15 protein-coding genes and 1 pseudogene are annotated in these 14340 nt (G+C 58.1%); 9 read left to right on the top strand and 7 right to left on the bottom strand.

Translation table 11 applies throughout. From position 1 onward, the window contains the following. Position 1: 1 nt before the first annotated feature. From P73_RS23965 to P73_RS25405, 6 genes are all read right to left on the bottom strand, one after another. A complete protein-coding gene (locus P73_RS23965; RefSeq protein ID WP_043872376.1) occupies positions 2-1099 on the bottom strand; it encodes a cupin domain-containing protein in 1098 nt (365 codons plus the stop codon). Positions 1100-1134: 35 nt separating this feature from the next. After that, a complete protein-coding gene (maiA, locus tag P73_RS23960; protein WP_043872350.1) occupies positions 1135-1782 on the bottom strand; it encodes a maleylacetoacetate isomerase in 648 nt (215 codons plus the stop codon). Positions 1783-1795: 13 nt separating this feature from the next. Further along, a complete protein-coding gene (locus tag P73_RS23955) occupies positions 1796-2494 on the bottom strand; it encodes a fumarylacetoacetate hydrolase family protein (protein ID WP_043872349.1) in 699 nt (232 codons plus the stop codon). A gap of 8 nt (positions 2495-2502) precedes the next feature. Next, positions 2503-2946: a TAXI family TRAP transporter solute-binding subunit gene (locus P73_RS25850; RefSeq protein ID WP_139267239.1), complete on the bottom strand. Its 444-nt coding sequence runs from the start codon at positions 2944-2946 to the stop codon at positions 2503-2505. Positions 2947-3511: 565 nt separating this feature from the next. Next, positions 3512-4540, bottom strand: a complete 1029-nt coding sequence (locus P73_RS23950; protein ID WP_043867978.1) for an IS110 family RNA-guided transposase — start codon at positions 4538-4540, stop codon at positions 3512-3514. Between the two features lie 102 nt (positions 4541-4642). Further along, positions 4643-5400 (bottom strand): IS5 family transposase gene (locus P73_RS25405; protein WP_144401211.1). Its coding sequence is split into 2 segments (ribosomal slippage): positions 4643-5079 and positions 5079-5400, totalling 759 coding nucleotides; the frame shifts between segments, so codons are not numbered across the junction. A gap of 173 nt (positions 5401-5573) precedes the next feature. Here P73_RS25405 and P73_RS23935 point away from each other — a divergent pair. The 8 genes from P73_RS23935 to P73_RS23895 all read left to right on the top strand — a co-directional run bounded on the left by P73_RS23935 (position 5574) and on the right by P73_RS23895 (position 13668). Then, positions 5574-7025: an aldehyde dehydrogenase family protein gene (locus tag P73_RS23935; protein ID WP_043872375.1), complete on the top strand. Its 1452-nt coding sequence runs from the start codon at positions 5574-5576 to the stop codon at positions 7023-7025. Further along, positions 7025-8140 carry an iron-containing alcohol dehydrogenase gene (locus tag P73_RS23930; RefSeq protein WP_043872346.1) on the top strand — a complete coding sequence of 372 codons (1116 nt, stop codon included), beginning with the start codon at positions 7025-7027 and terminating at the stop codon, positions 8138-8140. The genes P73_RS23935 and P73_RS23930 overlap by 1 nt, the downstream gene beginning before the upstream one ends. A 97-nt stretch (positions 8141-8237) precedes the next feature. Beyond that, positions 8238-9239 (top strand): TRAP transporter substrate-binding protein, encoded by a 1002-nt coding sequence (locus P73_RS23925; RefSeq protein WP_052453662.1) that lies wholly within the window; start codon positions 8238-8240, stop codon positions 9237-9239. Between the two features lie 68 nt (positions 9240-9307). Next, a complete protein-coding gene (locus tag P73_RS23920; protein ID WP_043872345.1) occupies positions 9308-9808 on the top strand; it encodes a TRAP transporter small permease in 501 nt (166 codons plus the stop codon). 14 nt (positions 9809-9822) lie between these two features. Next, positions 9823-11133 (top strand): TRAP transporter large permease, encoded by a 1311-nt coding sequence (locus P73_RS23915; protein WP_043872344.1) that lies wholly within the window; start codon positions 9823-9825, stop codon positions 11131-11133. A 5-nt stretch (positions 11134-11138) separates the two neighbouring features. Further along, positions 11139-12047, top strand: a complete 909-nt coding sequence (locus P73_RS25400) for a helix-turn-helix domain-containing protein (RefSeq protein ID WP_074743471.1) — start codon at positions 11139-11141, stop codon at positions 12045-12047. Positions 12048-12139: 92 nt separating this feature from the next. Further along, positions 12140-13345, top strand: coding sequence for a cytochrome P450 (locus tag P73_RS23900; RefSeq protein ID WP_052453660.1), 1206 nt, complete (start codon positions 12140-12142; stop codon positions 13343-13345). Continuing rightward, a complete protein-coding gene (locus P73_RS23895) occupies positions 13345-13668 on the top strand; it encodes a 2Fe-2S iron-sulfur cluster-binding protein (protein WP_043872342.1) in 324 nt (107 codons plus the stop codon). Before P73_RS23900 ends, P73_RS23895 begins: the two co-directional genes overlap by 1 nt. A 218-nt stretch (positions 13669-13886) precedes the next feature. Here P73_RS23895 and P73_RS25395 read toward each other — a convergent pair. Continuing rightward, positions 13887-14148 (bottom strand): annotated as a pseudogene (locus P73_RS25395) (DDE-type integrase/transposase/recombinase); the annotation flags it as partial. A gap of 27 nt (positions 14149-14175) precedes the next feature. Here P73_RS25395 and tnpB point away from each other — a divergent pair. Beyond that, complete coding sequence (gene tnpB / locus P73_RS25390; protein WP_158401975.1) at positions 14176-14337, top strand: IS66 family insertion sequence element accessory protein TnpB; 162 nt, start codon at positions 14176-14178, stop codon at positions 14335-14337. Positions 14338-14340 lie beyond the last annotated feature (3 nt).

Here is a 14340-nt window from a genome sequence, read left to right as displayed (position 1 = left end):
ATCAATCCTCACCCATGGTCCGCATGAAGTGCAGCCGCTCCATTATCGGCGCATCCGAGAAGCGGAAGAGATCGAACTGGGTTTCGGCCTGCAGCGACCATTTGGCCCAGCTTGGTGCGACGAACATATCGCCTTTTTCAAGCTTATGCGTCTCGCCGTTCAACACAACTGCGCCAGCGCCTTCGAACACCTGAAGCACGGTTGAGCCGACATCCTGTCGCGGTGCCGTTTCTACACCGGCGCGCAACCGGTGGAATTCACAGCGGATCGTCGGCATCACGTCGCCTCCGGTCGTGGGGTTCACATAGCGGATCGCCGCGTGGCCCTGAGCAACAGTTGCGGGTTGTCCTTCATCTTCCAGAAGAAGCTGTTCGGTCAGGGCCCGATCCGTGAATTCCCACCGATATGCGCCAATCGGTGAGGACACGGTGTTCTGAAGCTGCGACAACGGGCGCAGGCCCGAATGGCACCAGAGCCGCTCTCCACGCGAATAATTCGGCGTTGCATTATCGGTGACACGCTCGGAGCCGAATTCGAAGAAACCCACATCCATTTGCTGACTGAACGGGATGTCCAGCCCGTCAATCCAAGCCATCGGTTCGGTCGCGACATTGTGGTGGCCGTGAAAGTTCCAGCCCGGCGTGAGCAGTAGGTCGCCGCGCGACATGCGCACCGGATCGCCGTTCACCACGGTCCAGACGCCCTCGCCCTCGACTACGAAACGGAAGGCGTTCTGCGAGTGCCGGTGTTCCGGAGCATTTTCACCGGGGCACAGGTACTGAATGGCGCACCACAGGGTCGGGCTAATATAGGCATTGCCACCTAGTCCGGGGTTGGCGAGCCCGATGGCCCGACGTTCGCCACCACGACCGACCGGGACAAGTTCGCCGGATGTCTTGGCAAGCGGCAGCAGTTTGGCCCATTTCCAGACATGAGGCACCGCTTTTGGTTTGGGATGCATCGGCATCAGGTCGCCAAGCTGGGTCCAGAGGGGGATCAGGTTTTCATCCTCAAACCCCTTATAAAGAGCACGCAATTCCGGGGTGTCCTCGGGTTGCATACCGTGTTCGACATTGCTGTGGTCGAGTTGTTCGTTCATCATGATTGCCTCCTCTAGCAATGGAAATCGGATATTCAGGCCGCATCCGGTTGTCTTGGGGGCGCGGCCTGCGCAACATCGGGTAGTTGTTCCAGTTCGGACTGGATGCGGGCAATCGTCGGCCATTGCTTGGTGCCGATATCGAACCTCTTGTTATTCCAAACCTGCGCATACAAGCAAACGTCCGCCAGTGTTGGCGTATCGCCGTGACAATATTTGCCCGTTTGATCGCTTGCGTTGAGAGCGGCTTCCAACGAGTCAAAGGTCGTGATCACCCAATGTGTGAACCACTCTTTCTGCGCGGGCTCGTCTGCCCGGAACTGGTCGCGAAGCCGAAACAACACGCGCAGATTGTTCAACGGGTGGATCTCGCGCGCGATCATGTAGGACAGGGCTCGAACACGCGCACGCCCATTTGCGTCGCGTGGAAGAAGCGACGGTTCGGGGTGGTTTTCCTCGAGCCACTCAATGATTGCCAGCGATTGAATCAGGAATTGCCCATCAGCAGTCTCAAGGGTAGGCACAAGCCCTTGCGGGTTCATCGCCAGATACTCGGCTGTGCGGGTTTCACCATCGCGCAAGACATATTGAACATAGTCGTAGTCCAGCCCTTTGAGGTTCAGGGCTGCACGCAGACGCGTCGAGGTGGACGAGCGAAAGAAGTTATGAAGTTTCAGTGTCATAACTCGTACCTCTTCAGCTCTCACGCGGCCCGATCTTGGTCTCAATCGCGCCCAGCCCGTCAACGGAAACTACACAGACGTCGCCGACCTGAAGCTGACCAACACCAGCAGGCGTACCCGTCATGATCAAATCACCCGGCGCCAGCGTCATCGAGTGGGACAGGATCGAAATGATTTCTGGAACCGACCAGATAAGATCAGCAAGATCGGCGCTCTGTTTGACGTCGCCATTGACCGTCAACTGAATCGTGCCGGTATCCGGATGTCCGATTTTTGCAGCCGGATATATTGGGCCGATCACGGCTGAACGATCGAAAGCCTTGCCAAAATCCCATGGACGGCCCTGTTCGCGCGCCTTCAGCTGCAAGTCACGCCTTGTCAGGTCGTTGCCGACGGCGTAGCCCCAGACATGGTCCAGACTGCGATCTTCCGTGATGTTCGTTCCGCCAGTTCCAATCACCACGACAAGTTCAGCTTCGTAGTGGAAGTTCTCGGTCTCGGGCGGATAAGCCACAGTTTCTCCGCTTTCTACCACGGCATCGGCCGGTTTGGTGAAGAAGAACGGGGGATCGCGGTCCGGATCCTTGCCCATTTCACGCGCGTGTTCGGCATAGTTGCGCCCAACACAGAAAATGCGGCGCACAGGCACCCGTTCGTCGGAACCCTGGATCGCGACGGAGGCTTGTGGCGCGGGGGGGAATACGTAGTTCATGATCTTTCCTAGGTGTTAGTGGATTTCAGTGAAACCTTTGCCCTGTCCGGGATTGCGCTCCAGACCAGAATGGCGACGGAACAAGCCAACGTGATGGTCTGTCCTGTTGTTGGCAGGACGGAAAATGCAGAGCATTGATGATCGCGAGAAGCCCTGCGAATACACGCAAAGGCATGGCTATTGGGCGCGAGACGTGGCCGATAGAAGATATTCACGATACCAAAGTCGAGCTCGCCCGAATTGACCAACGGTATCAAGGCCGTTTCGCCGGAGTTCGGCTGCGAAACTGCCCCGACATCCATTTTCTCATTCAAATCGCTGGCGATAGACGACCCGGTTGAGTATCCAAGCGTACCTTGAGGCATGATGGCTAGTCCAATGGTATCTGCCTGGGCAGACGCGGACAGCCCAACAGCCAATGTAGCAGCCCCCAACATTTGCAACATTTTCATGATATTTTCCTACCGCGTCTTCAGTATCGTTATGGAACGCGGTGTAGTTCCACGCTTTGGACAGGCAGCATGGACGCAAATCCCCAGTCGGCAGCCATCATCGAGGTTTCCTTCCACCCACATGTTCAACTGCTGCACTTAACTGATTGGATTACACGCCATCCAATATCATCTCGCTTAGCTAGGGTGAAGAAAATGTTATAACCATCGGATAACCAGAAACTACGGAAGCCTTAGGCTCAGGACTTCGGTAACGGGGGCGTCCCAGTCAAGCGGTTTTGCGCACAACAATTGACCCGCCGTAGAGGTTACTTTGATATACTTGGTGCCGGTCCTGGCTTCCTTCGCGGCCTATAGCTGAGATCCTTGGGGAACATGCTTCGGTTCGTGGTCAGCGCGATGGCTGCCAACATGATGCTGGTTCGATGTAATTCCGATGTGCCCATCTCATAGGCGTGCTTGGCAAAAACCAGCGACAGTCCTGACCACGGCATCATCGGAACCACGTCCCTGCGGGACCTCAAAGGCCTGCGATCAGGCAGGCAACGGGTGGGGTGTCATCCTGTTAGGCAGGGTTTGGCGCCGCATCTGATTGGAAGGTTGTGCCATCGACCCAAATCCGATGCAGTATGACAGCGATGCGGCGTGCGAGGGCGACCATCGCAACTTTGCGTCCGCGCCGCTGCACGAGTTGGGCTCCCCACGTTCTCAGCCAAGTCGATCGGCCACGGTTCATCATGACAGTTGCAGCCTGGCACAACGCCCTTCTCAGATTGACATCGCCAGCTTTGGTTATACCACCCGACACGTCCCGTTCACCGGACTGGTTGCGTGAAGGCGTCAAACCAACCCAGGGTCCGACCCTTTTCGAAGACCGAAAGCGGGCCGGATCATCGACCGCAGCACGAAATGTCAGTGCTACGACGACACCGATTCCTGGCATCGACATAAGGCGTTGGCAAACCGGATCATCCCAGGCCAACCGCCGCACGCACTTTTCGAGATCGGCCAGTTCCTGTCGTAGGGACGCTCGGGCCCGCAGCATCGGTTCAGTCGCGGCTTCCAGCATCGGATTGCCATCTGCCAATTCCCGAATGCGTGTCTCGAACTTGCCGCGGGAGATCGCACCGACCTTGAGGCCAAAGTTCCGCAGCAATCCGCGCACCGACATTTCCAGAGCGATCATGTTCTGCTGGATAGCCTTTCGAGCGCCGAGAACTGCCCGGGTTTCCTGAGCAGAGACGGATTTACAGTGAACCGGGCGGAACCAGCCGAGATGAAGAAGGCGTGCAATCCCTTCTGCATCGCGGCGATCCGTCTTGATCGGCATCGCCTTCAACGCTCCTTTCACCTGGCGCGTTTCCATGAGCACCGCTTCCAGTCCAGCTTCGGTCAGCCCTCTGTGCAGCCATTGCGACAGTGGCCCGGCCTCCAGGCCAATCGCTGCGATACTGCCGTCAAGTTCGTCCAACCAATGCGCCAAAGCTTCCGGTTCACTTTCAGTCTCCGCCTCTTTGACGATCTGGCCATGCTCGCTGACCACACAAACTGCGGTCTTCGCCAACGACACATCCAATCCAATAAATAGCTTCATCCCGTCATCCTCCATCTGGGTTCAATACGGGAATGGCGACAGCGCGGTGCTGATCTGACAAGTGGCAACGGTCGTGCGTGACGCAGGCCCCGTTACAGCATCTCATAGCCAGAAGATGACGATAGCGGCGAGAGCGATGGCAGAGAGGAAGACCTTCGGGCATCGGTCGTAGCGCGTGGCAACGCGCCGCCAGTCCTTGAGCCTGCCGAACATGATCTCGATGCGGTTTCGGCGTTTGTAGCGGCGCTTGTCGTATTTGACGGTTGTGTTTCGCTGTTTCCGACCGGGGATGCAGGCATGTATCCCCTTGTCCTTCAAAGCTTCCCGGAACCAGTCGGCATCGTAGCCGCGATCTCCGAGTAGCCAGTCGACGTCCGGCAGACTGTCACAAAGCGCTCGCGCACCGATGTAGTCGCTGACCTGTCCAGCCGTGACGAAAAGGTTGAGCGGACGTCCCTGGCTGTCGCAGATGGCATGAAGTTTCGTATTCATGCCGCCTTTAGTCCGCCCGATCAGGCGACCGCGCCCCCCTTTTTGACGCCCAGACTGGACGCCGTTCGGTGGGCCTTCAGATATGTGGCGTCGATCATCACGGTCTTCTTCTCGCCGTGCTCGGCAGCCAGCCCCGCCATCATCTTCGCGAAGATCCCCCTGTCGCTCCAGCGTTTCCACCGGTTGTAGAGCGTCTTATGGGGGCCATAGTCTTTCGGCGCATCTCGCCAACGCAACCCATTGCGATTGATGAAGATAATCCCGCTCAAGACGCGCCGGTCGTCGACACGGGGCTTGCCATGGGACTTCGGGAAATAGGGTTCCAGACGCGCCATCTGCGCATCGCTCAGCCAGAAGAGATCAGACATATCACCGCTCAGTTTTCGCGCGGTGAATCATGCCCTTCCGCTGAGATCAATGGGTCCTGAGCCTAATCACGTACCTAAAATATTCTCTTTAGGTAGGATGAAGAAAAAAGAATTTCTTTCAGGGGGGCGATTACGCCATAAGCGCTGGAAAATAGGGGATGGGAAGCGACAAGATGATCTATGCGGACGGGAATCATTTTATCGGTGGCGAATGGGTAAGAGATGCCCCCAACGGCCATGAAGAAAGCCGATGCCCAGCTTCGGGGCAGGTGCTAGGACGCGCGCCGCGTGGCTCAACCACGCTTGCGAACCGCGCAATCGAGGCTGCCCGCGATGTGTTTGAAACCAGTGCTTGGACCAGCTCGCCCCGGGAGCGAGCAACGGCGCTGCTGGAATTTGCTGACCGGATGGAGGCGCGCAAAGACGATATGGCAGAACTTCTCTGCCGTGAAAGCGGCAAGATCCTGCCGCAAGCACAGGGCGAGATTGCGGCCAGCATCGGGGAGGCCCGATATTACGCGGGCGTGGCCCGCAACCTGTTCGGTCGCACATTCGAGAGCGGCACTGGAAAGCTTTCGCTCATGACCCGCGAGCCGTCGGGGGTCGTGTCCGTGATCGTGCCGTGGAACGCGCCTGTAACGTTGCTGGTCCGGTCGGTGGCGCCAGCGCTGGCCGCCGGATGCACGATCGTTATCAAGCCAGCCCCGCAAACCCCGCTGATTAATGCTATGGTCATGCAGTGTTTTGCCGAAACACAAACCCTGCCCGGCGGGGTCGTGAACTCAGTCAACGAAAACGGGATCGAAGTTGGCAGCATCTTTTCGACGCATGACGAGATCGACGTGATTTCCTTCACCGGCTCGTCCCAGACTGGATCGGTCATCATGGCCAATGCCGCCCGCTCGATCAAACACGTGTCGCTGGAGCTAGGCGGCAAGGCACCCGCGATCATCTTTGCTGATGCCGATTTGGACAGTGCCATCGCCGAAATCACCCGATCGTCGCTTGTTCTGAATGGCCAGATGTGCACCGCGGTAAGCCGTATTCTGGTGGACGACGGCATCTATGACGACGTCAAGACGCGGCTGGCGAACGCCTTTGAGCAGGCCCGGATCGGCGACCCCATGGAACCCGGCGTCGTACTGGGGCCGCTGATCGACGCAGCATCTCATCAGCGCGTGCTCGCGGTGATCGAGCGTGCGACGCAGGATGCCGACAACGTCGTCCTCAAGGGGGAGGCCCCGAAAGGCGCGCTTGAAGACGGGTTTTTCGTCACCCCGTCGATCTTCGAGGTGCAGGATACAAAGAACTGGCTCATCCAAGATGAACTGTTTGCCCCGATTGTGACGCTTGAACGGTTTTCGGACGAGACGGACGCGATCAAGCGGGCAAACGCAACGCGGTTCGGGCTGGCGTCAAGCGTCTACACCCACGATCTGAACCGCTCGATACGGGTAAGTCGAAAGCTGAAATTCGGCACCGTCTGGCTAAACTGCCACAACCGCCTGATGGCCGAGGTTGAAACCGGCGGCTACCGCACCAGCGGCATCGGTCGTCTGCATGGCGTCGAGGCCATGAACGATTTCATGGAGACCAAGCACATCTACCTTGAGGTCGGCGCATAATGGCCCTGATCCAGTATATTTCGAGGATTCAGTTTGATTTTGGCGCGGTTTCGTTGCTGGCGGAGGAAATCGCTCGGCTGGGGCTGAAGCGCCCGCTGTTGGTGACCGACAAAGGGGTTGCGGCAGCCGGTATCCTGGACCGGGTGCTGGACGCCGCCAAGCCGAGCCAGCCGGTTGTCTACAAAGGTACGACCGAGAATCCCACGGAACAGAGCCTTCTTGCCTGTCTAGACCTTTGGGCTGAACAGGGCTGTGACGGTTTGATCGCCCTTGGCGGCGGGTCACCTATTGATTTGTCCAAAGCGGTGGCCTTGCTGGCCAGCCATGGCGGTAATCTGGCGGACTACAACGTTAAGACTGGCGGGTCCGAGAAGATCGGCAAGGTGGCCCCGCAGATTGCCATCCCTACGGCGGCAGGCACCGGGGCCGAGATCGGCCGCGCCTGCGTGATGTCCTTATTGGATGGGTCCAAGATGGTGGCCGTCAATTTGAACATGGTGGCCGATACGATCATTTGCGACCCGGAACTGACACTGACCTTGCCCGCCTCGCTGACTGCCGCGACGGGAATCGACGCCTTCAGTCACGGGGTTGAGGCGGCGATGAGCACCATGGTCAATCCCCCGGCCGAGGCGATTGCGTTGGATTGCGTGGCACGCGCGGCCAAATGGTTGCCGGTTGCAGTTCAGGACGGCCAGAACCGGCAGGCCCGGTGGGAGATGATGATGGCCGCGCTGGAAGGGGGCATGTGCCTTCAGAAAGGGCTGGGCGGTGCCCATGCTATGGGTACGCCACTAGGCGAGCTGCACCTGCATCACGGTCGCCTGATCGGCGTATTGCTGCCGCATATCGTGCGCTTCAACGCCGAGGTGGCACAGGCCGCGCAGGCACGGATCCGTACCGCCGCCGCAGTGCCAGACGAGATGGCGCTTGAGGACTGGATAACCGATTTCACCCGGTCGCTTGGTCTGCCAACGACGCTGGGCGAGATGGGGGTACCGACCGACATCCTGCCCCAGATCGCGACAAGAGCCGAGGCTGATCACCTGACGCTGACCAATCCGCGAAAACCAATCATGGCCGACTATCTGAAAATGCTGCAATCCGCTATGTGAACCGAGCGATTTGATCCATGATCTCGGAGCGTCGAGGTTGGCAGCGCTTTGTGCTGAAACCCCGAGACACCTTTACCAACATCCTAGGGAGGATACGATGAACTTTGCCAAGAAAACTGGTCTTTATGCGTCTGCCGTGGCGTTCGCCATGGGTCTGAGCATGCCGCTTGCTGCCGCAGAACTGACGCTGGCGCATTACCTGCCACCGAACCACGAATTGCAGGTAGGCGCGGCCGAGCCACTTGCGCAAGAGCTGGCCAAGGCCACTAACGGGGCCGTCACGATCAAAATTTACCCCTCGGGCGAGCTGGGCGCAGGCCCGACGCAGCAATACACCCGCGCGCTTGAAGGCATCGCCGACATCACCATCGGCCTGACCGGCAGTGATGCCGTTCCTATGCCGCGTTCGCTTATGCTGGAAATGCCCGGCTTGTTCGACACGCCGCGAGAGGCGGTCGATGTCATCTGGGACAACATGGATGCCTTTGCCGAGGACTTCAAACGCACCCAGCTTCTGGCGCTGTTCCCCAACAGCCCGGCAGCGCTTGTCATGACGCGCCCAGTACGTAGCCCCGAAGATCTGGCTGGTTTGAATATCCGGACCTCTTCGGCGATTGGCGCCGCGATGGTCGGCGCCTGGGGCGCAAACGCGGTCACGATGCCAGCGAACGATCTTTATAACGCGATGCAAACCGGGGTGGTTGACGGCGCGTTGATCGGCATCGACGGCGTCAACGCCTTCCGGCTGCACGAAGTGGCGACCAATGTTGTCACCAACCTGCCCTCGAACGTGACGATGTTCTTTGTCACGATGAACCGCGAAAGCTATGCTGCTCTTTCGGAAGACGAACGTGCAAAGCTCATGGCGGTGGCGGGCCGGGAGCTGAGCATGAAGGGTGCGGACGCCTTTGTTGCTTCCGGAGACGAGGCCAAGGCGAACATCCTCGCTACCGAGGGCTCTTCGCTCGACGTTTTGACCGATGACGAACGCGCGGCGTTTTCGGCCCGGTTGGACGGGTTGGCCGACAAGATCATCGCTGACCTGAGCGCAAGCAGCAAAGTCGACCTGATGGACGTGTACCAGCAGATTAACAAGTAAACCTGTCAGACCCCACGCCCCCCTTTGCCAGAGAGGGGATTTATATACTTCTTTGCTAGGAACAAGAGATGCCAAATTCCGTTCCGCAGTCCGTCTTGTCGTTCATCGACAGGCTTGGCCAACTATTCGCCTGGCTTTCAGGCGCACTGATCCTTGTTCTTGTCTTAGTGTCGGCAGCAAATGTCATAACCCGTTACTTCTTTGGGATCACGGTTTTCGGCCTGTTCGATATTCTTCAGATCGGTGTAGGTATCGTCATCTTCCTGGCCCTTCCGTTGTGCACCTGGAAGGACGAGCACGTATCGGTGGATGTCGTCTATGAATTCGCGCCACGCTGGCTGCGCTATCTGATGCTGGCCGTATCGGACATCGTGGCGATCTGTGTGCTGGCCGCTATCGGCTGGCGCGCGACGACAATGGCCGGAACTGCGCTTGAATTCGGAGACAGCACGGCGCTGTTGTCGATTTCCTATGTGCCCATCTGGGTGGTCATCACGATCACAAGCTATTTCAGCGCCGCACTGTGCGTGGTGCGTTTGGCCATGTTGCCGTTTCGGCAAAGAATCTGAACCTGGAGAATACTATGCCTTTTGACCCTCTCACTATCGGTTTCATGGGGATCGGCCTCCTGTTCTTTCTTCTAGCGCTGCGCGTTCCGGTCGGGTTCGCGATGATCGGTATCGGATTGCTGGGCATCACCATCCTGCAGAATGAACGGGCCGCCCTGGCCACGTTGTCATCCGAGACGTTCGAGCTGGCGACAAAAATGGAACTGATCATCATTCCCTTCTTCGTGCTGATGGGAAATCTGGCAGGCATCAGTGGCCTAAGCCGAAACCTGTACGATGCCGCACATGCCTGGACCGGACATCGCAAGGGTGGTCTGGCGTCGGCCACCATCATCGGCTGCGCGGGCTTTGCGTCGCTTTCCGGGTCTTCGGTGGCATCGGCCATCACCATGGGGCAAGTTGCCCTGCCCGAGATGAAACGTTTCAAATACGATGACCGCCTGTCCTCGGGTGCTGTTGCCGCCGGGGGGACGCTGGGTATCCTGATCCCTCCGTCTACGGGGCTGGTGCTGTATTCCCTCATGACAGAACAATCCATCGGCCAGCTTTTCGTCGCGGGTTTCCTGCCCGGGCTGTTGTTGGCGGCGTTTTTTGTTCTGACCATCATGTTGCTCACCCATCTGAAACCCGAACTCGGGCCCGCCGGGGAGCGCCTGTCGTACTCTGAGCGGGTTCACCAGACACGCGGGGCGCTACCCTTCATCCTGATCATCGCGGCGACGATCGGCGGAATCTACAGCGGGGTCTTTACCCCGATGGAAGCCTCGGCCGTCGGCGCAACGGGGACGCTGATCATCGCGCTGTTGCGCCGATCGCTGAACTGGAGGAGATTTGCCGGCATCATGCGCAACACGGGCACAACCACGGTCATGTGCTATTTCATCATCATCGGCGCAAATGTGCTGAACCCGTTCCTGGCGCGGGCCGGGGTGACGCATTGGGTATCGGAAAGCATTCTAGGGTTGGGCTTGGGGCCGACCATGACCGTGGTTGTGATCATGGCGGCCTTCGCAGTCATGGGCACCTTCCTGGAAGGGTTCGCCATGCTCGTACTGATGGTGCCGGTTTTCTTTCCGGTCGTGACCGCGCTTGGCATCGACCCAATCCTGTTCGGTATCCTCGTCGTGATTACCCTGGAAATGGGCCTGATCACACCGCCTGTCGGCATCAATGTATTCCTGGTGAAAGCGCTGTTGCCCAACGTGCCGTCGGCGCGGATCTTTGTTGGGGTGGCGCCCTTCCTGCTGGCCATGCTGGTGTCGCTGACGCTGTTGCTGATCTTTCCCCAGATTACACTATTGTTGCCCTCGACAATGTACAGGTGATCCGCATGACGACAGAAGACCAGCGACCTTCGTTCCCCGAGTTTGATTTATACGGAAATCAACACGGCAACGTGGGTGCCGGCTTTCTGCATATCGAGGACATCGCGCATCGCAGTGCGGCCCATGATTTCGTCATTCGGCCGCATGTTCACCGCGATCTATATCAGTTCATCCTTGTCGAGAGGGGTTTGAAGAAATCCACCCAGGACGAAGCGTGCTATCAAGAGCTTGAACATGCACTGATCTTTACGCCGCCGGGGGTCGTCCATTCGTTCGAGGTCGACCGGAACCCAAGCGGGTACGTAGTGACCTGTTCCGAAAATATTGTTGCCAGATTCATGGCCGAAGGTAGAGAGACACGACCCTTTGATGCCCTTGGCGGCGGGCATGTGACGTTCCTTGCATCGGGGTCGATCGACTGGGCAACCGTCTGGAACCTGATGAAACTGGCCTATCGGGAACAACAGGGAAATGCCTGCTTGAAATACGAACTGATGCACGCGGCCACGACCATCGTCCTGATCGCCGCAATGCGCCGCGCCCTTGAACGGTCGCTGACATCCCCTGGCCTCGCCCCGAACCCGGTAATCTTCAACAAACTGCTTGTAGAAATCGAACGCCGCTTTCGCACCGAACATCGCGTGGACGCCTATGCCGAGATGCTGGGGGTTTCGACAGTCAAGCTCAACCGGGTCTGCAAAGCGTACAAGGCACGAAGCGTCAAGCAACTGATCTTGGAAAGGGTCATTCGCGAGGCCAAGCGCCTGTTGATCTATACGCAAAAGCCTGTTTCGGAACTGGCATACGAGCTTGGGTTTCAGGATCACGCCTATTTTTCAAGGGCCTTCAAGGCCCATACAGGGCTTGCGCCGAAAGAATTCCGTGAGACCAGCCAGAACACTGCAAGAAGTTAAAAAAGTACCAGAATGATAGTGGATTTCCCCATTCTGCGGAGGTCTCGAACTTGGATATACATGCCTAAATCTTAAAGAAAGAGGACATCTACGTGCCATTGTTCGACATCTACAGCCCGGAATTCGACTCCAACCCGTATCCGGTTTATGCAACTCTCAGGAACGAGCATCCGTGCTATTGGCACAGCGGCGTGAAGAAATGGTTCCTCACCCGCCACGCCGATGTTTCGGCCGCTGCGGCCAACTGGAAAGTATTCTCGTCCTCGCAGGGCAATCTGGTTGACGAGTTCGCCAGTCGCGCCGGAAATACCCTGGGTACGATGGACCCCCCGCGCCACGACCGACTGCGCGCATTGGTTCAGATGGCGTTCACGCGCAAGCACCTGTCGGCACTGGAACCATTCGTGCGTGAACAGGTGCGTGAGATCATTGGCCGTCAGGCCGAAGCCCGCAGTTTTGAATTTGTTTCTCAGGTATCGACCCAGATCACCGTCAGCGCCCTGTCCAGGCTTCTGGGCATTGATCACGACGACCCCAATGAGCTTCGGGAAAAGGCGCTGCTGATGGTGCAGACCGACCCCGTTCTCCGCACCAAAGCGCCGATTCATCTGGAGGCAATGGACTGGATGAAGGCGCTGGCCGTACGTCACATCGCGGCCCGGCGCGCCCAACCCCAAGAGGATGTCATCACATCGCTCATTCAGGCCGAGATCGACGGCGAAGGCCTGACCGAGGATGAGCTGATTCTGACGATTTCCACGGTCATCATGGCAGGTGTGGAATCGTTGTCAGGGTTTCTGACGATGGTGGCGCTCAATCTTGCCGACCATTCCCAGGTCCGGCGCTCAGTTGCGGCTGACCCAAGTCTGATACCGGCCTTCATCGACGAGGTTCTGCGATATAATACCAATGCGCAGCGGTTCAAACGAGTGGCGATGCAGGACATCGAACTGCATGGGCAAACAATCAAGAAGGGCGATGAAGTCGTGCTTTGCTTTGGAGCGGCAAATCGGGATGAACGCAAGTTCGAAAACCCGGATTCCTTTGACCTTGACCGACCAGAGCGGGGCCACTTGGGATTCGGCGGAGGCGTTCACATGTGCCTAGGGGTGGTTCTTGCCAGAATGGTGACCAAACTGTTCCTTGAGGAACTTTTAAAAATCATGCCCGAATTCAGCCGCAACGACGACACGCTCGATTGGCTACCCTCAACAAACTTCCGCGCCCCACTTAAACTTGTGTTGACGCGTGAAGGAACGGCTTGGCAAGGAATTGAAAAAGTCGGGAGCGACGCCTGATGGTCAACATCGTCTTCATTGCTCTTGATGGTGAGAAACACGAGGTATCCGCAACGCCGGGGGCTTCGGTCATGCAGGCCGCGATGGGTGCCTCTGTCGATGGCATCCTGGCGGAATGTGGCGGAGCGGGGGCCTGCGCGACCTGTCGGTGCGGCGTCGTATCTGCGCCAGACGGATCCATCGAGGCGCCAACGGATATGGAGCTTGAAATGCTTGAATTTGTTGCCGAAGACCTGTCCAATAACGATCGCCTGACTTGCCAGCTGACGGTGACCCCTTCACTGGAAGGCGCTGTGTTTCAGGTCCGGGATAACGACGTCTGACGGCTTTGTCAGGTTGTTGACGCGCGACCATACCTATGGGTGACTTCCTGTAATCAGGCGGTCAGTTCTGCGGCATAGCCTGCCCAGAGGCCGAGCGCATCGGACCTCGCATGGCGATAGGATCTGGCGGACAGGCGGTGGCGTTCGGGGCGGAACAAGTTGGCGGGGATTGCCAACTTGACGGCAGCAGCATGTGACGGCCGCCAAGGGTGTTTGTGTCAGGCGGTCATTTCGAGCACATAGTCGTGCCACAGGTCGAAGGCATCGGATCTTGAGTGGCGGTACGAGGCGGTGAAGAGGCGATAGCGGCGGGGTCTGAAAATTGTGTTGATCTGATCGTGAGAAGCGAGGAACCTCTGCGCTTGCCGGACCGACTTGAACCGGCCCATGACCTTCTCTCGCTTTCGGGTTGGTCGGTGTGACCCCTCGATGCGGTTATTGAGGCCTTTGTGCGCCCCGATGATCAGCTTCAGGCGTAAGGGTCGGGAGTGTCCTGATGGTGTCGGCATGTCGCTCTACACGAAGCGGCTCGAGGCGGGGAAGTTCATCTGGCCGTCCAGCGGGAGCGGCGAAGCGGTGCAGATCTCGGCGGCCCAGCTCGGCTATCTTCTGGAGGGAATAGACTGGCGCAATCCGCGCTGGACGCAACGCCCGACAAAAGCCGGATAGGCC

The organism is Celeribacter indicus (assembly GCF_000819565.1).
Lineage (GTDB): Bacteria > Pseudomonadota > Alphaproteobacteria > Rhodobacterales > Rhodobacteraceae > Celeribacter > Celeribacter indicus.
This window is presented reverse-complemented; position numbering and strand designations above follow the sequence as displayed.